We start from the raw sequence: 22303 nt of genomic DNA, 5'->3' as shown, positions 1-22303 counted from the left end.
CCCCCCCGGCCCCGCGCGCGGCCGGGGGGCCCCCCCCCCCCCCGGGGGGGGGTGGCCCCCCCCCCCCCTCCCCCCCCCCCCCGGCCCCCGCCCCGCGTCCGGCCCCGACCCCTGCAGGAAGGCCCCCATGAAGCTCGAGCTGCGCGGCATCACGAAGCGCTTCGGCTCCTTCGCCGCCAACGAGGACGTGCATCTCACCGTCGAGTCCGGCCGCGTGCACACGCTGCTGGGCGAGAACGGTGCGGGCAAGTCCACCCTCATGAACGTCCTGTTCGGCCTCTACGAGCCCACCGAGGGCGAGATCCTGCTGGACGGGGAGCCGATGCGCTTCTCCGGGCCCGGCGAGGCCATGCGCGCCGGGATCGGCATGGTGCACCAGCACTTCATGCTCGTCCCCGTGTTCACCGTGGCCGAGAACGTCGCCCTCGGCGACGAGCACACCCGCGCCCTCGGCACCCTGGACCTCGAGGCCACCCGCCGCCGGATCCGGGAGATCTCGGAGCAGTTCGGCTTCCATGTGGACCCGGACGCCGTCGTCGAGGACCTGCCGGTCGGCGTGCAGCAGCGTGTGGAGATCATCAAGGCCCTCGTGCGCGACGCCCGGATCCTCATCCTCGACGAGCCCACCGCCGTGCTCACCCCCCAGGAGACCGACGAGCTGCTCGGGATCATCCGCCGGCTGCGGGACGAGGGCACCGCCGTCGTGTTCATCTCCCACAAGCTGCGCGAGGTGAGGGCCGTCTCGGACGAGATCACCGTGCTGCGCCGCGGCCGCGTGGTCGGCACCGCGGACCCGAGCGCCTCGGCCGCCGAGCTGGCCGCGCTCATGGTGGGCCGCGACGTCGTGCTCCAGCGCCAGAAGACGCCCCCGCAGCTGGGGGAGGAGACCTTCCGTGTGGAGCACCTCACCGTGGCCTCACCCACCGGGCAGCTGCTCGTGGACGACGTCAGCTTCGGCATCCGCCAGGGCGAGGTCCTGGCCGTGGCCGGTGTGCAGGGCAACGGCCAGACCGAGCTGACGGAGGCCATCCTGGGCCTGCACCGGGCCACCGGGTCGATCACCCTGGACGGGCACGAGCTGCTCGGCCGCTCCACCCGGCAGATCATCCGCGCCGGCGTGGGCTACGTGCCCGAGGACCGCTCCACCGACGGGCTGGTCGGCTCCTTCTCCGTGGCCGAGAACATGGTCCTCAACCGCTTCGACACCCCGCCGGCCGGGTCCGCCGTGCAGCTGCACCCCGGGGCGATCCGCTCGCTCGCGCAGCGGCGCGTGGAGGAGTTCGACGTGCGCACCCAGGGTGTGGACATCCCCGTCTCCGCGCTCTCCGGCGGCAACCAGCAGAAGGTCGTCATGGCTCGGGAGCTCGTGGACGGGCTGCGCCTGTTCATCGCCTCCCAGCCCACCCGCGGCGTGGACGTCGGCTCCATCGAGTTCCTCCACGACCGCATCATCGCCGAGCGCGACTCCGGCACCCCGGTGCTGATCGTCTCCACCGAGCTCGACGAGGTCATGGAGCTCGCCGACCGCATCGCCGTGATGTACCACGGCCGGATCGTCGGCATCGAGCCCGGCGACGCCTCCCGGGACCGCCTCGGCCTGCTCATGGCCGGCCAGGACCCCGACGCCGCCCCCGCCGCCGTCGTCCCCGACCACCAGGAAGGACCCCGCGCATGAGCACCGCCCTGTCCGAGCGCCCCGCCGGGACGCCCCCCACCGAGGGCGGGGCCGCGCTGCGGCGCGTCCTCGCCGGCAACGGGGTGGTCACCGCACTGGCCGTACTGCTGTCCCTGGCGATCTCCGCCGTGCTGATCGCCCTCACCGACGAGGACGTCCAGACCGCCTCCGGGTACCTGTTCGCCCGGCCCGGGGACGCCCTCTCCGCGGCCTGGACGGCCGTGACCGACGCCTACGCCGCCCTGTTCCGCGGTGCCGTGTTCAACTACCGGGCCGACGGCTTCGCGGACATGATCCGCCCGTTCACCGAGACCCTCACGATGGCCACCCCGCTGATCATCGTCTCCCTCGGCGTGGCCGTGGCCTTCCGTGCGGGCCTGTTCAACATCGGCGCCCAGGGTCAGTTCATCTTCGGCGCCATGTTCGCCACCTGGTTCGGAGTGAACGCGGGCCTGCCGTTCGGCCTGCACCTGCTGCTCGTGCTCGTCATGGGCGTGCTCGGCGGCGTGCTGTGGGGCGGCCTGGTGGGTGTGCTCAAGGCCTGGACCGGCGCACACGAGGTGATCCTCACGATCATGCTCAACTACGTGGCCGCGAACCTGCTGGCCTACCTGCTGACCACCCCGATCCTGCGCGGCTCCGCCACCATCAACCCGGTCTCGGACGACCTGCTGGACACCGCCATGTTCCCGCTGCTGCTCGGGGACGGCTTCCGCCTGCACTGGGGCTTCGTGCTGGCCCTGGCCGTCACAGCCCTGACCTGGTGGGTCATGGAGCGCAGCACCCTCGGCTTCCGCCTGCGCGCGGTGGGCGCCAACCCCGCCGCCGCCCGCACCGCGGGCATGTCCGTCAAGGGCGCCTACGTCTCGGCGATGGCCCTCTCCGGCGGCCTGGCCGGTCTGGCCGGCATGACGCACGTCTCCGGCACCGAGAACGCGCTGGCCGGCTCGGTGGCCGGCTCCTTCGGGTTCGACGCGATCACCGTGGCCCTGCTCGGCCGCTCCAACCCCGTGGGGGTGCTCTTCGCCGGCCTGCTCTTCGGCGCCCTGCGCGCCGGCGGTGTGACCATGCAGTCCGAGACGGGCGTGCCGATCGACGTCGTGCTGGTGGTGCAGTCCATGATCGTGCTGTTCATCGCGGCCCCGCCCCTGGTGCGTGCGATCTTCCGCCTGCCGGCCCCGGGCGCCGTCCGGGCCCGCCGCACTGCGGACCCGGTGACCCGCCCGGCCGTCGCCGGGGACGCCCCCGCTCCGGCGGCCGAGGCCGCCCTCACCTCCGAGACCCCGACCGAGAAGGGACAGGCCCGATGAGCGCCACCGCCTCGACGCAGACCGTGGTGGTCCGGCACTGGTCCACCCCGATCCTCCTGACCGTCTTCACCCTCGTCTCCCTCGGGCTGTTCGCCCTGCGCGCGCCCGCGGAGACCGCCGTGTTCCGCCTCGCCCAGTCCGGTGACATCGTCACCCTGCCGGACGTTCCCGTGACGGCCGGCCCCGCCGCCTGGGCCCTCACCCTCGTGCTCGCGGCGATCACCGCGGCCGCCTGGCTGCTGACCCTGCGCGGCCGGCGTCTGCCGGGCTGGGCGGCGGGCCTGTTCGCACTCGTGTTCGTCGTCGCGTTCCTGGTGTGGGTGGTGGCCTCCGCGGACAACACCTCCGTGCTGCTGCCGGGCCTGATCGCCGGCTCCTTCGCCCTGGCCGTGCCGCTGATCTTCGGCTCCATGGCCGGCATCCTCTCCGAGCGCTCGGGCGTGGTGAACATCGCCATCGAGGGCCAGCTGCTGGCGGGCGCGTTCCTGGCCGCCGTCGTCGGCTCCGTCACCGGCTCCCCGTGGGCGGGCCTGCTGGCGGCGGTGGTGGCCGGGGCCCTGGTGTCCTGGCTGCTGGCGGCCTTCTCCATCAAGTACCTCGTGAACCAGGTGATCGTGGGCGTCGTGCTGAACGTGCTCGTGGCCGGCCTGACGAGCTTCCTGTTCTCCACGGTGCTCTCCAACGACTCCTCCCTGAACTCCCCGCCGCACTTCGCCCCGATCCGCATCCCCGTGCTCGCGGACCTGCCGGTGGTCGGGCAGATCCTGTTCGGGCAGACGATCCTCGGCTACGCCATGTACGCGATCGTGATCCTGCTCTGGTTCGCCCTGTTCCGCACCCGGTGGGGCCTGCGGGTGCGCGCGGTGAGCGAGCATCCCAAGGCCGCGGACACCGTGGGCATCGACGTCAACCGCACCCGGTACGTCTCGGTGATACTCGGCGGTGCGGTGGCCGGCATGGGCGGGGCGTTCTTCACGCTGGTCTCCGCGTCCTCCTTCTCAAAGGAGATGACGGCGGGCCAGGGCTTCATCGCTCTCGCCGCGGTGATCTTCGGCCGGTGGAACCCGATCGGGGCGTTCTTCGCCGCCCTGCTGTTCGGCTTCGCTACGAATATGCAGTATGTGTTCGCGATCCTCGGCACCCCCGTGCCCAGCCAGTTCATGGCGATGCTCCCGTACCTGGTGACGGTCTTCGCCGTGGCCGGGCTTGTGGGCCGCTCGCGCGGGCCGGCCGCCGCGGGCGTGCCCTACGTGAAGGAGTGAGCGTGGCGCCCCGGTCCGCGGACGATTCCGGGCTCCCTGCCCGGCCGTGCACGACACCGGCCCCGCACCCCGTGCCGGAGGCGGACTGGGCGCGTCTGCGCCGGGCCGCCACGGAGGCGCTTGAGCACGCCTACGCGCCGTACTCGGGGTTCCGGGTGGGGGCGGCCGCGCTCACGGAGGACGGCCGTCTGGTGAGTGGCTGCAATGTGGAGAACGCCTCCTACGGGGTGACCCTGTGTGCGGAGTGCTCGTTGGTGTCCGCTCTGCAGATGAGTGGCGGGGGCCGGCTCATCGCCTTCGTGTGTGTGGGCGGGGACGGGGAACCGATCATGCCGTGCGGCCGCTGCCGCCAGCTGCTGTGGGAGTTCCACACCCCCGGGATGGCGCTGTTGACCCCGGTGGGGATCCTGGCGATCGAGGAGGTCCTCCCTCTGGCCTTCGGGCCCGGGGACTTGGAGCCCAGACCTGGCCCGGCCTGAGCCCGGCGGGCCGGGCCCCGCCTGATCACCGGTCCTCTGCCCACAGCCCCCTGAGCCCGGGGGCGGAGTTCAGTAGTCTGGGGATCCCGGCCGCTACGGCCGTGCACCGACGTCGAAGGGATCCTCCGCCCATGGCCTCCGCCCCCGATCGCACCGCCTCCGCGAGCACCGGCCCCGCGCCCGAGGCGTTCGACGCGATCGAGGTCATCCGCCTCAAGCGGGACGGGCACCGCCTCGACGACGCCCGGATCGACTGGGTGGTGGATGCCTTCACCCGCGGGGTTGTGGCCGCCGAGCAGATGTCCGCGCTGGCCATGGCGATCCTGCTCAACGGCATGGACCGCGCGGAGATCTCCCGGTGGACGGCCGCCATGATCGCCTCGGGCGAGCGCATGGACTTCGCGGGGCTGACCGCCCCGGACGGCCGCCGCCTGGCCACCGCGGACAAGCACTCCACCGGCGGCGTGGGGGACAAGATCACCCTGCCGCTGGCTCCCCTGGTGGCCTCCTACGGGGTGGCGGTGCCGCAGCTGTCCGGGCGGGGCCTGGGCCACACCGGCGGCACCCTGGACAAGCTCGAGTCGATCCCGGGCTGGCGTGCGGATCTGAGCAATGCGCAGATGATGCTTCAGCTCTCCGAGGTGGGCGCCGTGATCTGCGCGGCCGGCTCCGGTCTGGCCCCCGCGGACAAGAAGCTGTACGCCCTGCGGGACGTCACCGGCACGGTGGAGGCGATCCCGCTGATCGCCTCCTCGATCATGTCCAAGAAGATCGCCGAGGGCACCGGGGCGCTCGTGCTGGATGTGAAGGTCGGCTCGGGCGCGTTCATGAAGCGGGAGGACGACGCGCGGGAGCTGGCCCGCACCATGGTGGACCTCGGCCGGGACGCCAGGGTGGACACTGTCGCCCTGCTCACGGACATGTCCGTGCCGCTGGGGCGCACCGCGGGCAACGCCCTGGAGGTGCGCGAGTCCGTGGAGGTGCTCGCCGGCGGCGGCCCGGCCGACGTCGTGGAGCTGACCGTGGCCCTGGCCCGCGAGATGCTCGCCGGGGCCGGCGTGACCGGCGTGGACCCTGCGGAGAACCTCGCCAACGGACGGGCCATGGATGTGTGGAACCGCATGATCGCCGCCCAGGGAGGGGACCCGGCCGCACCGCTGCCGACGGCGGCCCACACGGAGGATGTCCTGGCTGAGCGCGATGGTGTGCTCACCGAGCTGGACGCCATGGCGGTGGGCTTGGCGGCCTGGCGTCTGGGGGCGGGGCGCGAGCGCCAGGGCGAGCCCGTGCAGGCCGGGGCCGGCGTCGAGCTGCATGTGCGGCCCGGCGAGGCCGTGCGCCGGGGCCAGCCGATCATGACCCTCCACACGGACACCCCCGCCCGCTTCGCCCGCGCGGCCGCCGCCCTGGAAGGCGGCTGGTCCGTGGGGGATGCGGACGACGCCGCGGCCGCCGCCCTGCGCGGCCGCTCCGTGGTGCTGGACCGGATCGCCTGAGGCCGGCGTCGTGCTGCAGTGGCTCGAGGATCTCATCCTGGCGGCGGCCGGGCACCCGTGGGCGCTGCCGCTGACCGCGTTGCTGTGCCTGCTGGACGGGCTCATCCCCGTGTTCCCGTCCGAGTCGGTGCTGGTGGCGCTGGGCTCGATCGTCCGGGACGGGGAGCCGTTCCCGCTGTGGGCGCTGTGGCTGGCCGGGTTCGTGGGCGCGTTCCTGGGGGATGTGACCGCTTACTGCGTGGGCCGTGTGGTCGGCACGGAGCGGTTCCGGTGGATGCGCTGCGGCCGGGTGCGGGGCACGGTGGAGGTGGCCCGGCGCCACCTGCGCTCCCACGGCGCGCTGCTGCTGTTCACCGCCCGGTTCATCCCGGGTGGTCGGGTGGCCGTGAACCTCACGGCGGGGGCGGTACGGTACCCGCCGGGCCGGTTCGTGGCGCTGGACCTCGTGGCCACGATGCTCTGGTCCGCGTACTCGATCGCCATCGCCCGCCTCACCGCCGGCTGGCTGCACAACCCGGTGCTGCAGATCGCCCTGGCTGTGACGGGGGCCGCCCTGGTGGGGCTGGTGCTGGACCGTGTGCTCAAGGCTGTGTTGCGGCGCAGGCTGGCCCGCGACCCTGGCGGTCTGGCCCCCGAAGAGGAGGCGGCGCTGCGCTGAGCCCGGGTGCGTCGGCGGGCCGTCGTCGGGCGCGGACGCTCCCGTAGAGTGGCCCTGTGAGCACCCAGCAGACCCCCGCCGCCCTCTCCTCCTCTGACGCCCCCTCGCCCCTGAGCATCGATCTCGCCGCTCTGCCGAAGGTCTCCCTGCACGACCACCTGGACGGAGGCCTGCGCGTAGGCACTGTCCTGGAACTGGCCCGTGAGGCCGGGATCACCCCGCCGGCGGAGACCGTCGAGGAGCTGGCCGCCTGGTTCGCCGAGCACGCCAACGGCGAGTCCCTGGAGAAGTACCTCGAGACGTTCGCCCTGACCACCTCCGTGATGCAGACCCGCGAGCAGCTGCGCCGGGTGGCGCGCGAGTTCGTGGAGGACCTCGTGGCCGACGGCGTCGTGTACGGGGAGATCCGTTGGGCGCCCGAGCAGCACCTGGCCGGCGGGCTGAGTCTGGACGAGGTGGTCGAGGCCGTGCAGGAGGGCCTGGACGAGGCCGTGGAGACCGCTGAGGAGCAGGGCCGACTCATCCGTGTGGGGCAGCTCATCACCGCGATGCGCCATGCCGACCGCGCCCAGGAGATCGCCGAGCTGGCTGTGCGCCACCGGGACCGCGGGGTCGTGGGCTTCGACATCGCCGGCGCCGAGGCCGGGTTCCCGCCCTCGCGCTTCGCGGACACCTTCACATGGCTGGCCGCCCAGCATCTGCCGGTCACCGTGCATGCCGGTGAGGGCGACGGTCTGGCCTCCATCCAGGACGCCCTGGTGGCCGGCCGTGCGCTGCGCCTGGGCCATGGTGTGCGCATCGCCGACGACATCCGGGTGGAGTTCGGCGGCCTGGACGAGGACGGCGTGCCCGTGGACGAGGACACCGGCATCGTGGACCTCGGCGAGACGGCCGCGTGGGTGAGGGACCGGCAGATCGCCCTGGAGGTGTGCCCGTCCTCGAACCTGCAGACCGGCGCGGTGGATGCCGCCGCGGGCATCGGCGGGCATCCGATCGACCTGCTCGTGCAGCTGGGCTTCCGCGTCACCGTGAACACGGACAACCGGCTCGTCTCCGATGTGTCCCTCACCGATGAGCTCTACCTGCTCGCCGAGACCTTCGGCTACTCCCTCACCGAGCTGCTGGACCTGCAGCTCAACGCGGCCGAGGCCGCCTTCCTGCCCGTGGACGAGCGCGAGGACCTCGCGGAGATCCTGGTGGCCGGCTGGGGCGAGGCCATCTCCGGTGGCGCTGCCGAGCTCGCCCCGATCGACGACGAGGACGACGCCCCGGGCGCCGGCGCCTGATGCGCGGGCGGGGTCGGCGTCGGGAGGTCGCGGCTCGGCGTCGGAAGGGCACGGCCGCATGAGTCAGGCGGTCGACCGGCTGGTGGCGGTGGTGGACGCCCTGCGCGACCACTGCCCGTGGACGGCCGCGCTCACCCACGCAGACCTGGGGGAGTACCTCGTGGAGGAGTCCTACGAGGCCCTCGAACAGGTGGAGGCCCATGACGCCGAGGGCTGGCGTGACGCCGAGTCCCGCCGTGCGGACGGGTCCACCGCCGCCCTGGCCGCAGAGCTGGGAGACGTGCTGTTCCAGGTGGTGCTGCACGCGGCCGTGTCCCGGCCTGCCGGTGCCCCGGCCTCTGCCGCCGGGTTCGACCTGGACGCGGTGGCGGAGGCGCTCACCGCCAAGATGATCCGGCGCAACCCCCTGGTGTTCACCCCGCAGGGGCATCTGCGCCCAGCCGAGGAGCTGGCCGGGATCACCCCCGAGGACGTCGAGCGCGCCTGGCAGCGGGCCAAGCAGGCCGAGCAGCGCGCCGCGGCGGAGGGCGGCACGGAGGACGGACCGGACGACGCCGGCGCCGGCGGGTCCGCAGGGGACGGGCCCTCCGCGGGTCCGGGTCCGGACCCGGACCCCTACGGCGGCATCCCGGCGCGCCTGCCCGCCCTGGCTGCGGCCGCGCTCATGGTGGACCGGGCCGGACGGCAGGGTGGGGGCGCTCCTTCCCGGGACTGTGACGCACCGGCCTGGGCGGACGAGGCGGCGCTGGGTGCGGAGCTGTTCGCGCTGGTGGGCCGGGCGCGGGCGGCCGGCCTCGACCCGGAGCGTGCCCTGCGCGGGGAGATCGCCCGTCGGCGGCGCCGCTGACGGCGGTTAGGCTGGGAGTGTGCGCCGCAACGACGCGGCACGCCCAGACTCGATTGAAGGAGACCCCCTCCATGGCCCTGATCGATGCCATCCACGCCCGCGAGATCCTCGACTCGCGCGGCAATCCCACGGTCGAGGTGGAGGTGCTGCTCACCGACGGCTCGCTCGGCCGCGCGGCCGTCCCCTCCGGTGCCTCCACCGGCGAGTTCGAGGCGGTCGAGCGCCGCGACGGTGAGAAGGGCCGCTACCTCGGCAAGGGCGTGCAGGACGCCGTGGCCGCCGTGGACGAGATCGCCGAGGAGCTCGAGGACGAGTTCGCCGCGGACCAGCGTGCCGTGGACCGCCTCATGCTGGACCTCGACGGCACCGAGAACAAGGGCAAGCTGGGCGCCAACGCGATCCTCGGCGTCTCCATGGCGGTGGCCGTGGCCGCCGCGCAGTCCGCGGACCTGCCCCTGTACAAGTACCTCGGCGGCCCGAACGCCCATGTTCTCCCGGTGCCGATGATGAACATCCTCAACGGCGGCGCCCACGCGGACTCCAACGTGGACATCCAGGAGTTCATGATCGCCCCCGTCGGCGCCCCCTCCTTCAAGGAGGCTCTGCGCTGGGGCGCGGAGGTCTACCACAGCCTCAAGAAGGTGCTCCAGGAGAAGGGTCTGTCTACCGGCCTGGGCGACGAGGGCGGCTTCGCCCCCTCGCTCGAGTCCAACCGTGCCGCCCTGGACCTGATCGCGGAGGCCGTGAAGAAGGCCGGCTACACCCTCGGTCAGGACATCGCCCTCGCCCTGGATGTGGCCTCCTCCGAGTTCTTCGAGAAGGGCCACTACGTGTTCGAGGGTCAGAAGCGCTCCTCCGAGGAGATGGCCGCGTACTACACGGAGCTCGTGGACAACTACCCGATCGTCTCCATCGAGGATCCGCTCGATGAGAACGACTGGGCTGGCTGGCAGCACCTGACCGAGCAGCTCGGTGACCGTGTGCAGCTGGTGGGCGACGACCTGTTCGTCACGAACGTCTCGCGCCTGCGCCGCGGCATCGAGGAGCGCTCCGGCAACGCCCTGCTGGTGAAGGTGAACCAGATCGGCTCGCTCACCGAGACGCTCGACGCCATCGCCCTGGCCCAGCGCAGCACCTTCGCGTGCATGATCTCCCACCGCTCCGGAGAGACCGAGGACACGTTCATCGCGGACCTGGCTGTGGCCACCAACGCCGGCCAGATCAAGACCGGCGCCCCGGCCCGCTCGGACCGGGTGGCCAAGTACAACCAGCTGCTGCGCATCGAGGAGGACCTCGCCGACGCCGCCGTGTACGCCGGCCGCTCCGCCTTCCCGCGCTTCCGCGGCTGATCCGCCCTGCGCCCTGCGGCCCCGCCCGTCGTGGACCACGACGCGCGGGGCCGCGGGTGTGCGTGCGGGGCCACTAGGCTGGTGGTGGACAGCCGGGGCCAGTGCGCCCCGCGCCACCGACCATCCCACCTCCTCGAAGGGAGCCCGCGCATGAGCCCTCGCCGTCCCCGTGTGCCGCAGGTGCCGCGCTCCGAGGCCCCCGCGCCCACCGTCGTCTCCCAGGAGGACGTGCCCACCGGGCCGCTGCCGACGGTGCCTTCGGCCTCAGCCCCCCGGATCCCCCCTCGCGCCGTGCCGCGCCGTGCCGCAGAGCTGATTCGTGAGGCTGGGCCGGCCCGTGAGGCGGGGTCGGTCCGTGAGCCTGGGCCTGCCCAGGTGGCTGCGCCTCGCCGTGCCGCGCCCGCGCGTCGTGCCTCCGCCCGGCGCACGGCCGGGTCCCGCCCGGCCCCGGCAGGCCGGCGTCGCCCCGCCCTGCCCGAGCCCGTGCCGGCCCGTCAGGTCACCGGGCGTTCGCTGATCGTGCTCGTGGCCATGCTGCTGGTGGCCATGGCCGTGGCCCCCACGCTGCGGAACTACCTCAACCAGCAGCTGGAGATGGCGGCTGTGCGGGAGGACATCGTGGCCCAGCAGGCCCTCCAGCAGGACTACGAGGACCAGCTGCGCCGCTGGGATGATCCGAGCTATGTGGCCCAGCAGGCCCGTGACCGGCTGGACCTCGTGATGCCCGGTGAGACCCTGTACTCGGTGGCCAACCTGCCCCCGGCGGAGCAGAGCGCTCCCGCCGAGGAGTCCCCGGTGGCGCCGGTGAACGACCGCCTGCCGTGGGCGGAGGGCCTGTGGGACTCTGTGGTCCGCGCCGGCGCCGAGTGACCCCACCCCGCATGACCGCCCCCGCCCCGACGCCTCCCAGGACGGAGACCCCGTGACCGACCAGCCCGCCACGCACCCCGAGGACCCTCGCGCCGTCACCGCTGAGGACCTCGACACCCTCTCCCGCCAGCTGGGCCGCCCGGTGCGCGACGTCGTCGAGATCGGCGCCCGCTGCGTGTGCGGGAATCCGCTGGTGGCCACCACTGCGCCGCGCCTGTCGAACGGGATCCCGTTCCCCACGACCTTCTACCTCACCCACCCGGTGCTCACGGCGGCCGTGTCCCGGCTCGAGGCGGATGGCGAGATGAACCGCATGAACGAGCGGCTCGCCCAGGACCCGGAGCTCGCGGCCGCCCACCGGCGCGCCCATGAGGCCTACCTCGACGAGCGCGCCCGGGTGGCCCGGGCCGCCGGCACGGGGGAGGTCCCGGAGATCGCGCACGTCTCGGCCGGCGGCCTGCCCGAACGGGTCAAGTGCCTGCATGCGCTGGTCGGGCACGCCCTGGCCGCCGGGCCGGGGGTGGACCCGATCGGCGATGAGGCCCTTGAACTCGTGCGCCCCTGGTGGACCGCCGAGGTGTGTGCGTGTGCGGGCGCCTGGGACGAGTCCGCGGATGTGCCCACTCGGGACCTGTCCCGGCATGTGCGCCACCTCGAGCGCGTCGCCCGCTTCGAGGCCGTCACCCTCGCCGGGGTGGACTGTGGCACCAACTCGATCCGCCTGCTCGTGGCCCGGCCCGCGGACATCGGTGAGGACGGCCGGCCCGCCGGGGAGGCCGCGGACCCGGCGGCCCCGCTGGTGGATGTCGTGCGCGAGATGCGCGTGGTGCGCCTGGGCGAGGGGGTGGACGCCACCGGGGCGTTCTCCTCGCAGGCCCTCGAACGCACCTTCGCCGCGGTGGACGAGTACGCGCGCCTGGTGCGCCGCCACCATGCCGGCCGGGTGCGGTTCGTGGCGACCTCCGCGAGCCGGGACGCGGCCAACCGGGACGTGTTCGTGGCCGGCGTCGCCGAGCGTCTGGGTGTGGAGCCCGAGGTGATCACCGGTGAGGAGGAGGCGCGCCTGTCCTTCGCCGGGGCGGTCTCCGCGGTGGACGTGGCGGGCCTGGACCCCGAGGACCTGATCCTCGTGGTGGACCTCGGCGGCGGGTCCACCGAGTTCGTGGTGGGCACCGCGGCCGGGCAGGTGGTGGACGCCGTCAGCCTGAACATGGGGTGCGTGCGCTTCACCGAGCGCTTCGCGTTCTCGGACCCGCCCACCCGGGAGCAGACTGCGGCGGCGCGTGCGGCCGCGGACGCCCTCCTCGACGACGCCGCCGCCCGCCTCCCGCTCGAGCGCGTGCGGCGCGTGGTGGGCGTGGCCGGGACCGTGACCACCGTGACCGCCGAGGCGCTGGGCCTGGCCGAGTACGACTCGGCCGCGATCCACGGGACGGTGCTTCCACTGGCCCGGGTGGAGGAGGCTGCCGCAGGCCTGCTCTCCGCGTCCCGCCGGGAGCGCGCCGAGCGGGGGTTCATGCACCCGGGGCGGGTGGACGTGATCGGTGCCGGGGCGCTGCTGTGGTCCGCGATCCTGGAGCGGGTCGCGGCGGTGAGCGGGGTGGACGAGGCGGTGACCAGCGAGCACGACATCCTCGACGGCATCGTGCTCTCCCTGCGCCCGGACGCGCCCTGATCGGGGTGGGGTCCGGGCCGGAGCCGGTCTGGAACGGGTCAGGATTCCCGGCCTGCCGGGCGTGGCGGCGGGGGCGGGGTGGGGGCTTAGTATGTCGCCATGTCTCTCACTCCTGATCTGTCCCCTCAGCCGCGTCTGCTGATCGTCGGCGGCGGCTACGCTGGCTTCGCGATCGCCAAGACCCTCCAGAAGAAGGTCAAGGACCGCGGCGGCGTCGTCACGGTGGTCGACCCCCGGCCGTACATGACCTACCAGCCCTTCCTGCCGGAGGTCGTCGGCGGGCATATCGAGGGCCGCCACGTGATCGTGGACCACCAGACCCACCTGAAGGACGCCGAGGTCGTCCGCGGTGCCGTGACCTCCGTGGACCACGGCCGCAAGACCGCCACCGTGCGCGGCGAGGACGGCGCCGAGTTCGAGATTCCCTACCAGGACATCGTCGTGACCGCCGGTGCCACCACCCGCGTCTTCCCGATCCCGGGCCTGGCCGAGCACGGCATCGGCCTGAAGACCGTCGAGGAGGCCGTGGCCCTGCGCAACCGCATCCTCGAGCGCCTGGACGCCGCCTCGCTGATGACCGACGCCGAGCAGCGCCGTGCCGCCCTGACCTTCGTGGTCGTCGGCGGCGGCTTCGCCGGCATCGAGGCGATCGCGGAGATGGAGAACATCATCCGCACCGCCGTGGCCCGCAACGAGCACCTGTCCCAGGGCGAGGTGCGCCTCGTGCTGGTCGAGGCCGCCGGCCGGATCATGCCCGAGGTCTCCGCGGACCAGGCCGAGGAGGTCGTCGAGCACCTGCGCGGCCGCGGCATCGAGGTGCTGCTGAACACCTCCCTCGGCGATGCGACCGACGGCGTCCTCACGCTCACGGACATGAAGGACAAGTCCGAGGCCGGCTCCTTCCGTGCCGACACCCTCCTGTGGGCCGCGGGTGTGGCTGCCAACGCGGTGGCCAAGGAGACCGGCTTCCCCGTGGAGGAGCGCGGCCGCATCGAGGTGCTGCCGACCCTGCAGGTCAAGGACGGCGAGAACGGTGCCCTCGAGGGCGCCTGGGCCTGCGGCGACGTCGCCGCCGTGCCGGACCTCACCGGTGCCGGCCCGGGCGGGTTCTGCGTGCCCAACGCCCAGCACGCCGGCCGCCAGGCCGACCGTCTGGCCAAGAACTACATGGCCGTGCGCCACGGTGAGGGCGAGGTGCAGGAGTACGTGCACAAGTCCCTGGGCGCCGTCGCCGGCCTGGGCTTCTTCAAGGGTGTCGGCAACCCGATGGGCGTCAAGCTGTTCGGTGTGCCGGCCTGGCTGGCTCACCGCGGCTACCACGCTTATGCCATGCCGGCTGCGGAGCGCCGCTTCCGCATTGTCTCCGGCTGGATCGCGGAGACCCTGTTCGGCCGGGACTCCACCGAGGTGGAGGGCCAGGACACCCCGTACAACGCGTTCCGCATCGCCGCGGGGGTGGACCCGGAGCCGGGCCGCCAGGAGAAGCTGGACCTCCAGCTGACCGACGCGAAGTGACCTCCCCGGCGCCCTGACGCGCCGGAGCACCGCTCCTGCGGTGCAGCAGCACGGGCTGCCGCCCTTCAGCGGGGCGGCGGCCCGTCGCGCCCCCGTGGCCCAATCGGTAGAGGCATCCGACTTAAAATCGGCGTGGTGCGGGTTCGAGTCCCGCCGGGGGTACCACAGGGCGGCCGGTTCCGCCCGGGAACATGCAGGCGGCTGCCGCCGTTAGACTGGTCGGACCCCTCGAAGCGTCTGCTGGTCGCCGATCGGCACCGGGCGGCGCGTTCGGGCCGAGACCGACCCAGAGGAGAACGCCGTGGCCAACCCGGTGATGAATTCCCAGAACTTCCAGAAGCAGATGCGCGCGGGCGACGCCCAGCCCGGCTGGTACCAGGGCACGCAGCAGGACACCCGTTCGCCCTTCGGTGGCCAGGACCCCTACGGACGCGCCCAGGCCTTCGGCGCGGGCCAGGCCGCACAGCAGGCCGGGCACCAGCAGTCCATGGAGGACGCCTTCCGCGCCCCGGCCGCCGGCGCCGAGCAGACCGGCCGCATGACCTACAACGACATCGTGGGCAAGACCGCCCTGATGCTCGGCCTCGTGGTGGCCGGCGCCGTCGTCGGGTGGATCATGCCGGGCCTCATGTTCATCGGCGCCATCGTCGGCCTCGTGCTGGGCCTGGTCAACGCCTTCAAGCGTGAGCCCTCGCCGCTGCTGATCAGCCTCTACGCCATCGCCCAGGGCCTGTTCCTCGGTGGGATCTCGCTTTACTTCGAGGGCGCGTACAGCGGCATCGTGATGCAGGCCGTGCTCGGCACGTTCTCCGTGTTCGCCGTGATGCTCGCCCTGTACACCTCGGGCCGGTTCCGCCCCACCCCGCGCATGACCAAGATCGTCATGGGCGCCATGCTCGGCTACATGCTGTTCATGCTGCTGAACCTGGTGCTGAGCTTCACTGGTGTGGGCAACCTGCGTGAGGGCGGGCTCGGCCTGGTCATCGGTGCCATCGCCGTGTGCCTGGCCGCCTACTCGCTCACCCTGGACTTCGAGCAGGGCGCTCAGGGCGTGCGTGCCGGCGTCCCGCAGAAGTACTCGTGGTCGGTGGCCTTCGGCCTGACCGTCACCCTGATCTGGCTGTACATCGAGATCCTGCGGATCATCTCGATCCTGCGCAGCAACGACTGACCCGCACCACTCCGACGACGCCCCCGCCCCCGGCGGGGGCGTCGCCGTGTCATCCCGTCCCGCTTCCGCTCCCAGGAGGAACCGTGCCCTCGCACCTCACCCCCGGACCGCCCCCGGAGAACCACCCCACGGTGGCCGCCGCCGACCCCCTGGCCGGGCTGGTCGGCGGCCCCGAGGCCACCGGCACCCAGCACCGCCTCGTCCGCGGGGCAGCCGAGGCCGTGGTGGTCGGCCTGGCCGCCGCGCTGCGCACCTACCGGGTGGACGGCGTCGACCTGGTGGAGCCCTACGGGCCGGATCAGATCCCTCCGGCCGGCAACGGGATCCAGATGAGCCCGTGGCCCAACCGGGTGGCCGGCGGGCGGTGGACCCTCGACGGCGCCGAGCAGCAGCTGGACATCACCGAGCCCGCGCGCGGCAACGCCAGCCACGGCCTGCTGCGCAACACCCACCTCGTGGCCGAGGAGCGGCAGGAGCACGCCGTGACCCTGCGCGGGGAGATCCACCCACAGCACGGCTGGCCGTTCCGCATGACCCACCGGGTCCGGTACGAGCTCGCCGAGGACGGCGGACTCACGGTGACCATGTCCCTGACGAACCTCACCGACCGCCCCGCCCCGGCCGCGTTCGGCGCCCACCCGTTCCTGCGGCTGGGGCAGGTGCCCTCGGACCAGCTGCGCCTGCGCGTGGACGCCGCCGAGCGGGTGCTCACGGGGGAGGACCTCATCCCCACCGGCACCGGTCCCGTGGAGGGCACCGAGGACGACTTCCGTTCCGGCCGAGTCCTGGGTGCCGGGGCTCGTGACGTCGCCCTGACCGGGCTCGTCCCGGACGCAGACGGGCTGCACCGAGCGCATCTGGTGGCCCCCGACGGCCGATCCGTGACACTCTGGTCCGAGCCGGCGTTCGCCTGGACACACGTGTTCGTGACCGACCGTCTGCCGCAGCGGCCGACGGCGGTCGCTGTGGAGCCGCTCACCGCCCCGGCCAACGCCCTCAACACGGGAGAGGGCCTGGCCTGGCTGGAGCCCGGCCACACCCTGACGGCGCGGTGGGGGATCACCGCGCACCTGACCACCCATTCCACGAAGGAGACCGGGGCATGAGCTCCACGCTCGCCGCGCAGACCAAGATCAACAAGGACGTCCCCTACGGGCTCACCGTCGCCGCCGCCTGGTCGTGGCGGTTCGTGGCCATCGTCGTGATGGTCGGGGTGGTGTGGTGGCTGGCGAGCTTCGTCAGTCTGATCGTCGTGCCCGTCATCGTCGCGATGCTGCTGGCGGTGCTGCTCTCCCCGATCTACCGGATGCTGCGGCGCGGCCGCGTGCCGGCGGTCCTGGCGGCACTGTCCTGTGTGCTGCTGCTGATCTCCGTGGTGGTGGGCCTGTTCTGGGTGGCCGGCCACGAGCTGGTCAACGGCTTCGCCGCGCTCGGCGACCAGCTGGTCTCCAGTGCCCAGCAGTTCGCCGAGTGGCTGTCCCGGGTGCTCGCTGAGCAGGGCTTCCAGTTCCAGCTGGACGCCTCCTCCCTGGACGCGGTGTGGAACACGGCCCGGCAGAACTCCTCCACCATCGTGGACGGCGCCCTGTCCTTCGGGTCCACCGCCGCGAACATCGTGACGGGCACGTTCATCGCCCTGTTCACCCTGGTTTTCTTCCTCTTCGACGGCGACCGCGTGTGGCGCTTCGCCCTGCTGTTCGTGCCCAAGGCCAATCGTGCCCGCGTGGATGTGGCCGGCCGCTCGGGCTGGGAGGCCCTGGGCTCCTACGTGCGGGTGCAGATCTTCGTGGCGTTCATCGACGCCGTCGGCATCGGTGTCGGTGCCTGGCTGTTGGGCGTGCCCCTGGCCCTGCCGATCGCCGTGCTCGTGTTCCTGGCCTCGTTCATCCCGATGGTGGGTGCTGTGCTCACCGGTGCGCTTGCCGTGGTGGTGGCGCTGGTGTCCAACGGTCTGCTGAACGCGGTGCTCATGCTCGTGGTGGTGCTGCTCGTGCAGCAGCTGGAGTCCAATGTCCTGCAGCCGCTGGTGATGGGCAAGGCCGTCTCGCTCCATCCGCTGGCGGTGTTCCTGGCCGTGGCCGCCGGCTCCGTGGTGATGGGCATCGTCGGCGCGGTGTTCGCGGTGCCGCTGCTCGCCTTCCTCAACGCGTTCATCCGGGCCCTGGATGTCAAAGATGAGGATGAGCCGGTCGAGGCCGGCGAGGAGGTGTTCCGCCCCGTGGAGGAGGCTGTGGAGGGTGCCCGTGAGGACGCCCAGCTGGACCCGGACATGGACCCGGATGACCTCCCCGGCATCCCGCCGCGCGGCGAGGGCGAGCACGGCTCGGCCCGGGCCCGCGTGGTGCCGTGACCTGCTGAGTCGGCGTGCCCGGCTGAGCCGCCGTGCCGGGCCTCAGCCGGCGGGTCAGGCGGCGCCGTCGTGCCCGGCCCCTCAGCCGCGCACGACGGTGACGCCCGGCCCGACGGGGCGCTCAGTGCTCAGCGGGGCTGCGGCGGCGGTGGCCGCCGTGGTGCTCACGCTGCGGCGCACCGCCTGGGCCAGGACGTCCTCCCGGCTGAGGGCTTCGAGGCGCCGAGTCAGGTCCCGGCGGGACTGATCGCCCTGGGCCTCGGGCAGCAGACGCCGCAGCACGTTCAGGTGGTGCAGCAGGCCCAGCAGCAGCAGGTCCTGCTCGGAGCCCTCGCGCTCGCCCCGGACAACGGCGGTCAGCTCCGTGACGAGCTCGGCGCGGGTGGTGGGGGAGGCCGGCACGTGGCGGGTGTCCAGGAAGGCCGGGCGCGTGCGCAGCACACCGGTCTCCACCAGGTGCGCGATCACGGGCTTGGTTGCCCGGGGACGGCCCTTGCCGACGGCGGCGGCCACCGGGGTGCCTGCGAGCGCGTCCGCCTGGGGCAGCAGCGCGTCCAGCACGGGGTGCCCGGCGGTGCCGCCGGCCACCACGCGGATCCGGGCCTCGGCGGCCGGGCGGGCGTCCTCGAAGTCCACCACGCCGGCCGCGCGCAGGTCCGCGAGGGCTGCGGCGGCCAGGGCCACACCGTGGAGGCGGCGGGCCTCGGAGCGGCCGTCCGGGCGGGTCAGCAGGAGGTGGAGCTTCTCGGCGGTGAGCATGGCCACAGCCTAGCAACGCGAACGGCGACGGCCCCGTGCGGAGCCGCCGCCGTTCGCGGATGCGGGGTGGATCAGCCGTTGTACGGCTTGACGTCCACGATCTCCACGGAGATGTCCTTGCCGTTGGGGGCCGTGTAGGAGACGGTCTGGCCCTTGGCGGCGCCGTTGATGGCTTCGCCCAGCGGGGAGCGCTCGGAGTAGACCTCGAGGTCCTCGTCGTCCGCGGCGATCTCACGGTTGCCGAAGAGGAAGGTCATCTCGTCCCCGGCGACGACGGCGGTCACCACGGCACCCGGGTGCACGGCGCCGTCGTTCTCGGCGGCCTCGCCCACGCGGGCGGTCTCGAGCAGGTGCTTGAGCTCGGCGATGCGGCCCTCGTTCTTGGACTGCTCCTCGCGGGCGGCGTGGTAGCCGCCGTTCTCCTTGAGGTCGCCCTCCTCACGGGCGGCCTCGATGCGGTCGATGATCTCCTGGCGGCCGGGGCCGGAGATGTGCTCGAGCTCCTTGCTGAGGCGGTCGTACGCCTCCTGCGTGAGCCACGGGGCGTCGGACTGGTGGGTCGCCATGATCTGGCCGCCTTTCTTCTGTCGGGGACGGGCGTGGACGCGGGGGCCGGGACAACCGTGGAGGACCGCCCGCCCCTGCGCATGCGACGAACCCCGCCGTCCGGGCCGTCCGAGGGCTGTGGGCCCTGCGGTGCCTGCCCTGTCGGCGGGGCGGAAACTCGGTCCATCCTATCCGTGCCCCGTCAGGAGGGGAACCGCCCGGAGGCGGGGGCGGCGACGGGAGGAGGCCAGGCCAGAGGCGGGCCGCCGCTCAGCTCAGGCGGGGCGGCACACGTCCACGAGCCCGCTGACCCCTCTCACCACGGTGCGCACGTGCGCGGTGTACCGCTGCTCGGCGTCCGAGGGCAGTGCGCGGTCCTGCTCGGCCACGGCTCCCAGGCGCACCGTGCGGAAGCCCACCGGGGCGGCCTGCGCGTCGAGGACCACGAGGTCGCACTCCACGGCTGTGCCGGCGGGGACCGTCGCGGTGAAGGTGACCTGAGCGTCGTCGTCGCCGAGGATCTCGTAGCCGACCGTCTTGGCCTGGATCCGGCCCACCGAGTGGTCGAGGGCGATCACCACGGCGAGGATCACGGCCGCCGCCAGGGCCACCCCGGCCAGGACACGGCGGCCGGTGCGGCCCAGCAGGTGCCGCCGGGGGCGCCCGTAGCGGTTGGCTAAGGTGGACTCCTGCGCGTGCACGGCGGGATCGGCGGGGGTGGACATCGCCTTCAGCCTAGCCTCCCGGTGCAACTGCGCCCCACCGCAGCCGGCCCCAGCTCCGGGGCTGCCGCCGCCCCTCCGGAAGGACCCCCGTGACCGAGCCCTTCTCCACCTCCCGCGCCACCGCCGAGCCGGGGACGCCCCGGCCCCTGCCGGACTCCTCCGGGCTGCGCTTGATGGCCGTCCACGCCCACCCGGACGACGAGTCCTCCAAGGGTGCCGGCATGATGGCCGCCTACACCGCTGCGGGCGCGGAGGTCATGGTGGTCACCTGCACCGGCGGGGAGGCCGGCTCCCTGCTCAACCCCTCCTACGGGGACTCGGTCCGCGCGGACCGGGACATCGCCGGGGTGCGCCGCGAGGAGATGGCCGAGGCGGCCGACGTCCTGGGGGTGCAGCATGCGTGGCTGGGCTTCCTGGACTCCGGCCTGCCCGCCGGGGACCCCCTGCCCCCGCTGCCGGACCACTGCTTCGCCCTCACCCCGTTGCGCACCGCCGCGGCCCCGCTCGTGGCGCTCGTGCGGCGCTTCCGCCCCCACGTGCTCGTCTCCTACGACGAGGTGGGCGGCTACCCGCACCCGGACCATGTGCAGGCCCACCATGTGGCCGTGGAGGCCTACCGGGCCGCCGGCCTGGCGGACGAGTACCCGGAGGCCGGACCGGCCTGGGAGGTCGGCAAGCTCTACTACGACCGCGGCTTCCACGCGGAGAAGTTCCGCGCGCTCGACGCCGCGCTGCGCCAGGCGGGGGCGGCCTCCCCGTTCACCGAGCGCCTGGGCATGTACGACGCGATGGACCGGCTGCGCGAGGTGCGCCGCCGTCGGGCCGCCGGTGAGGACCTCCCGGACCCGGAGGATGCCCCGGGGTGGCTGTCGGCCGACCATCCCGTGACCACTCAGGTGGACGTGTCCGCATTCCTGGAGCAGCGGGACCGGGCTTTGCTCGCTCACCGCACCCAGGTGGATCCCCGGGGGCTGTTCTTCGCCGCGGACAACGCGCTGCTGCGCCGAGCCTGGCCGTGGGAGGATTACGTGCTCATCGACTCCCGTGTGGCAACGGAACCCCCGGAGGACGACCTGTTCGCCGGGCTGCGCTGAGGCTCTGGCCGGTAGAGTGCGGTGTTGTGATCAGCCTCTCCGCGCCCTCCCTCTTCCTCGCCTCGGCGGCCGCCGCGACGCCGCTGCCGGCCGTGCCGGAGCCCACTCTCCGCCCGGGTCTGAGTGAGCAGGACGTGACTCCCGGCATCGAGGGCTTCCTGTTCACCGCGCTCATGGTGGCGATGGCGCTGCTCGTGTTCCGCCTGATGGTGCGGTCCGTGCGCCGGGTGCAGCAGCGCTCCCCGGACGCCGAACAGATGCTGGTGGAGCGCCACCAGGCCCACCTCCCCGCCGAGGCGCGCACGGCGGGGGACCCGCTCGACGCCGACGCCGACCAGCGCCTTGAACGCCTGCGCCGCACCTACCCGGGCTACCTGCAGGACCCGACCCCGGAGCCGCAGGCCCCCGACTCCGGCCGCTGAATCGGCGCCGCGCTGGCCGCTGAACCGGCGCCGCGCCGGCCGCCGAGGAGGCTCTGCGCGCCGGCCGGGTGCCCTTAACGGCTGAGCACGGCGATCGCCACCGCCACGTAGTGGCACACGAACCCGCCCACCGTGAACACGTGGAAGAGCTCATGGAACCCGAACCACTCCCGGTGGAATGTGGGGGCCTTGGCCGCGTAGAACACCGCGCCCACGATGTACGCCGCACCGCCGGCGCAGATCAGCACGGCCGCAGGCACACTGGCGGCGAAGAACTCGCCCAGGTACAGCAGGGCCGCCAGGCCGAGGGCCACGTACACCGGGGTGTAGAGCCAGCGCGGGGCGTCGGTCCAGAGCAGACGGAAGGCCACCCCGGCCGCGGCTCCGGCCCACACGAGTGTCAGCAGCGTGCGGGCCTGGTCCGGGGCCAGCAGCGCCAGCGACAGTGGCGTGTAGGTGCCCGCGATCACGAGCATGATGTTGGTGTGGTCCAGGCGTTTGAGCACCCGGGCCACGGACGCATTCCACTGCACCAGGTGATAGGTGGCCGAAACCCCGAACAGCAGCACCCCCGTGACCGCGTACACCGTGGACGCCGCTCGCAGCCCCGGGGTGGGGGAGAGCACGATCAGCACGATCCCGGCCACCAGGGCCAGCGGGGCCATCACCGCGTGGATCCATCCGCGCAGGCGCGGCTTGAACAGCGGGTGGTCGGGGTCGCGGATCCGGTCCAGGCGCCACCGCCGGGCGGTGGGGGTGGGGGCCGTCTCCGCGGCCGGGGGCCGAGGGGCGGGGGTCTGACGGGCCATGGGCC

Annotated in this window: 21 protein-coding genes and 1 tRNA gene; 18 read left to right on the top strand and 4 right to left on the bottom strand. The window is 73.2% G+C overall.

Annotation, left to right across the window (positions count from 1 at the left end; translation table 11 throughout):
- The first annotated feature begins 127 nt into the window (after positions 1 to 127).
- From SPI96_RS05800 to SPI96_RS05725, 16 genes are all read left to right on the top strand, one after another.
- The gene (locus SPI96_RS05800) at positions 128 to 1675 is read left to right on the top strand and encodes an ABC transporter ATP-binding protein (protein WP_321081413.1); all 1548 of its coding nucleotides are present in this window, start codon (positions 128 to 130) and stop codon (positions 1673 to 1675) included.
- Entirely contained in the window at positions 1672 to 2985 is a 1314-nt protein-coding gene (locus SPI96_RS05795; protein WP_321081412.1) for an ABC transporter permease, read from the top strand. Before SPI96_RS05800 ends, SPI96_RS05795 begins: the two co-directional genes overlap by 4 nt.
- Positions 2982 to 4247, top strand: coding sequence for an ABC transporter permease (locus tag SPI96_RS05790; RefSeq protein WP_321081411.1), 1266 nt, complete (start codon positions 2982 to 2984; stop codon positions 4245 to 4247). Before SPI96_RS05795 ends, SPI96_RS05790 begins: the two co-directional genes overlap by 4 nt.
- Before the next feature lie 71 nt (positions 4248 to 4318).
- Positions 4319 to 4726 (top strand): cytidine deaminase, encoded by a 408-nt coding sequence (locus SPI96_RS05785; protein ID WP_321081417.1) that lies wholly within the window; start codon positions 4319 to 4321, stop codon positions 4724 to 4726.
- 131 nt (positions 4727 to 4857) lie between these two features.
- Positions 4858 to 6222 carry a thymidine phosphorylase gene (locus SPI96_RS05780; protein ID WP_321081410.1) on the top strand — a complete coding sequence of 455 codons (1365 nt, stop codon included), beginning with the start codon at positions 4858 to 4860 and terminating at the stop codon, positions 6220 to 6222.
- A 10-nt stretch (positions 6223 to 6232) separates the two neighbouring features.
- Positions 6233 to 6880 carry a DedA family protein gene (locus SPI96_RS05775; protein WP_321081409.1) on the top strand — a complete coding sequence of 216 codons (648 nt, stop codon included), beginning with the start codon at positions 6233 to 6235 and terminating at the stop codon, positions 6878 to 6880.
- Positions 6881 to 6936: 56 nt separating this feature from the next.
- Positions 6937 to 8166 carry an adenosine deaminase gene (locus SPI96_RS05770; protein WP_414601917.1) on the top strand — a complete coding sequence of 410 codons (1230 nt, stop codon included), beginning with the start codon at positions 6937 to 6939 and terminating at the stop codon, positions 8164 to 8166.
- A gap of 58 nt (positions 8167 to 8224) precedes the next feature.
- Positions 8225 to 9013 (top strand): MazG nucleotide pyrophosphohydrolase domain-containing protein, encoded by a 789-nt coding sequence (locus SPI96_RS05765; protein ID WP_321081408.1) that lies wholly within the window; start codon positions 8225 to 8227, stop codon positions 9011 to 9013.
- Between the two features lie 71 nt (positions 9014 to 9084).
- Positions 9085 to 10362 (top strand): phosphopyruvate hydratase, encoded by a 1278-nt coding sequence (gene eno, locus SPI96_RS05760; protein ID WP_321081407.1) that lies wholly within the window; start codon positions 9085 to 9087, stop codon positions 10360 to 10362.
- Positions 10363 to 10512: 150 nt separating this feature from the next.
- Positions 10513 to 11232: a septum formation initiator family protein gene (locus SPI96_RS05755; RefSeq protein ID WP_321081406.1), complete on the top strand. Its 720-nt coding sequence runs from the start codon at positions 10513 to 10515 to the stop codon at positions 11230 to 11232.
- 52 nt (positions 11233 to 11284) lie between these two features.
- The gene (locus SPI96_RS05750; protein ID WP_321081405.1) at positions 11285 to 12907 is read left to right on the top strand and encodes a DUF501 domain-containing protein; all 1623 of its coding nucleotides are present in this window, start codon (positions 11285 to 11287) and stop codon (positions 12905 to 12907) included.
- Positions 12908 to 13006: 99 nt separating this feature from the next.
- A complete protein-coding gene (locus SPI96_RS05745) occupies positions 13007 to 14422 on the top strand; it encodes an NAD(P)/FAD-dependent oxidoreductase (RefSeq protein ID WP_321081404.1) in 1416 nt (471 codons plus the stop codon).
- 88 nt (positions 14423 to 14510) lie between these two features.
- Positions 14511 to 14587 (top strand) — tRNA-Leu (locus tag SPI96_RS05740).
- 136 nt (positions 14588 to 14723) lie between these two features.
- Entirely contained in the window at positions 14724 to 15593 is an 870-nt protein-coding gene (locus SPI96_RS05735) for a Bax inhibitor-1/YccA family protein (protein WP_321081403.1), read from the top strand.
- A gap of 83 nt (positions 15594 to 15676) precedes the next feature.
- Positions 15677 to 16699, top strand: a complete 1023-nt coding sequence (locus SPI96_RS05730) for an aldose 1-epimerase family protein (protein WP_321081402.1) — start codon at positions 15677 to 15679, stop codon at positions 16697 to 16699.
- Entirely contained in the window at positions 16696 to 17943 is a 1248-nt protein-coding gene (locus SPI96_RS05725) for an AI-2E family transporter (protein ID WP_321081401.1), read from the top strand. The genes SPI96_RS05730 and SPI96_RS05725 overlap by 4 nt, the downstream gene beginning before the upstream one ends.
- 81 nt (positions 17944 to 18024) lie before the next feature.
- On the opposite strand, the gene SPI96_RS05720 is transcribed toward SPI96_RS05725, so the two are convergent.
- The 3 genes from SPI96_RS05720 to SPI96_RS05710 form a co-directional block, all read right to left on the bottom strand.
- Complete coding sequence (locus tag SPI96_RS05720; RefSeq protein ID WP_321081400.1) at positions 18025 to 18702, bottom strand: GPP34 family phosphoprotein; 678 nt, start codon at positions 18700 to 18702, stop codon at positions 18025 to 18027.
- A gap of 71 nt (positions 18703 to 18773) precedes the next feature.
- Complete coding sequence (gene greA / locus SPI96_RS05715; protein WP_321081399.1) at positions 18774 to 19268, bottom strand: transcription elongation factor GreA; 495 nt, start codon at positions 19266 to 19268, stop codon at positions 18774 to 18776.
- Positions 19269 to 19523: 255 nt separating this feature from the next.
- Positions 19524 to 19973, bottom strand: a complete 450-nt coding sequence (locus SPI96_RS05710) for a DUF4307 domain-containing protein (RefSeq protein WP_321081398.1) — start codon at positions 19971 to 19973, stop codon at positions 19524 to 19526.
- A gap of 173 nt (positions 19974 to 20146) precedes the next feature.
- Here SPI96_RS05710 and mca point away from each other — a divergent pair, with 173 nt between their 5' ends.
- Positions 20147 to 21067, top strand: coding sequence for a mycothiol conjugate amidase Mca (gene mca, locus SPI96_RS05705; protein WP_321081415.1), 921 nt, complete (start codon positions 20147 to 20149; stop codon positions 21065 to 21067).
- Between the two features lie 26 nt (positions 21068 to 21093).
- Positions 21094 to 21489: a hypothetical protein gene (locus SPI96_RS05700; protein WP_321081397.1), complete on the top strand. Its 396-nt coding sequence runs from the start codon at positions 21094 to 21096 to the stop codon at positions 21487 to 21489.
- A 74-nt stretch (positions 21490 to 21563) separates the two neighbouring features.
- Here SPI96_RS05700 and trhA read toward each other — a convergent pair whose 3' ends face one another.
- The gene (trhA, locus tag SPI96_RS05695; protein WP_321081396.1) at positions 21564 to 22298 is read right to left on the bottom strand and encodes a PAQR family membrane homeostasis protein TrhA; all 735 of its coding nucleotides are present in this window, start codon (positions 22296 to 22298) and stop codon (positions 21564 to 21566) included.
- Positions 22299 to 22303: the final 5 nt, after the last annotated feature.

Source organism: Micrococcus sp. (assembly GCF_034179925.1).
In the GTDB taxonomy this organism is placed as follows: domain Bacteria; phylum Actinomycetota; class Actinomycetes; order Actinomycetales; family Micrococcaceae; genus Micrococcus.
This window is presented reverse-complemented; position numbering and strand designations above follow the sequence as displayed.

What these genes read in the sequence shown, in the direction of transcription:
- SPI96_RS05755 (WP_321081406.1), top strand. Translation starts at nt 10,513, where the DNA reads ATGAGCCCTCGCCGTCCCCGTGTGCCGCAGGTGCCGCGCTCCGAGGCC.
- SPI96_RS05745 (WP_321081404.1), top strand. Translation starts at nt 13,007, where the DNA reads ATGTCTCTCACTCCTGATCTGTCCCCTCAGCCGCGTCTGCTGATCGTC.
- greA (WP_321081399.1), bottom strand. Translation starts at nt 19,268, where the DNA reads ATGGCGACCCACCAGTCCGACGCCCCGTGGCTCACGCAGGAGGCGTAC.
- SPI96_RS05795 (WP_321081412.1), top strand. Translation starts at nt 1,672, where the DNA reads ATGAGCACCGCCCTGTCCGAGCGCCCCGCCGGGACGCCCCCCACCGAG.
- SPI96_RS05725 (WP_321081401.1), top strand. Translation starts at nt 16,696, where the DNA reads ATGAGCTCCACGCTCGCCGCGCAGACCAAGATCAACAAGGACGTCCCC.
- SPI96_RS05710 (WP_321081398.1), bottom strand. Translation starts at nt 19,973, where the DNA reads ATGTCCACCCCCGCCGATCCCGCCGTGCACGCGCAGGAGTCCACCTTA.
- trhA (WP_321081396.1), bottom strand. Translation starts at nt 22,298, where the DNA reads ATGGCCCGTCAGACCCCCGCCCCTCGGCCCCCGGCCGCGGAGACGGCC.
- SPI96_RS05780 (WP_321081410.1), top strand. Translation starts at nt 4,858, where the DNA reads ATGGCCTCCGCCCCCGATCGCACCGCCTCCGCGAGCACCGGCCCCGCG.
- eno (WP_321081407.1), top strand. Translation starts at nt 9,085, where the DNA reads ATGGCCCTGATCGATGCCATCCACGCCCGCGAGATCCTCGACTCGCGC.
- SPI96_RS05765 (WP_321081408.1), top strand. Translation starts at nt 8,225, where the DNA reads ATGAGTCAGGCGGTCGACCGGCTGGTGGCGGTGGTGGACGCCCTGCGC.
- SPI96_RS05800 (WP_321081413.1), top strand. Translation starts at nt 128, where the DNA reads ATGAAGCTCGAGCTGCGCGGCATCACGAAGCGCTTCGGCTCCTTCGCC.
- SPI96_RS05790 (WP_321081411.1), top strand. Translation starts at nt 2,982, where the DNA reads ATGAGCGCCACCGCCTCGACGCAGACCGTGGTGGTCCGGCACTGGTCC.
- mca (WP_321081415.1), top strand. Translation starts at nt 20,147, where the DNA reads ATGGCCGTCCACGCCCACCCGGACGACGAGTCCTCCAAGGGTGCCGGC.
- SPI96_RS05720 (WP_321081400.1), bottom strand. Translation starts at nt 18,702, where the DNA reads ATGCTCACCGCCGAGAAGCTCCACCTCCTGCTGACCCGCCCGGACGGC.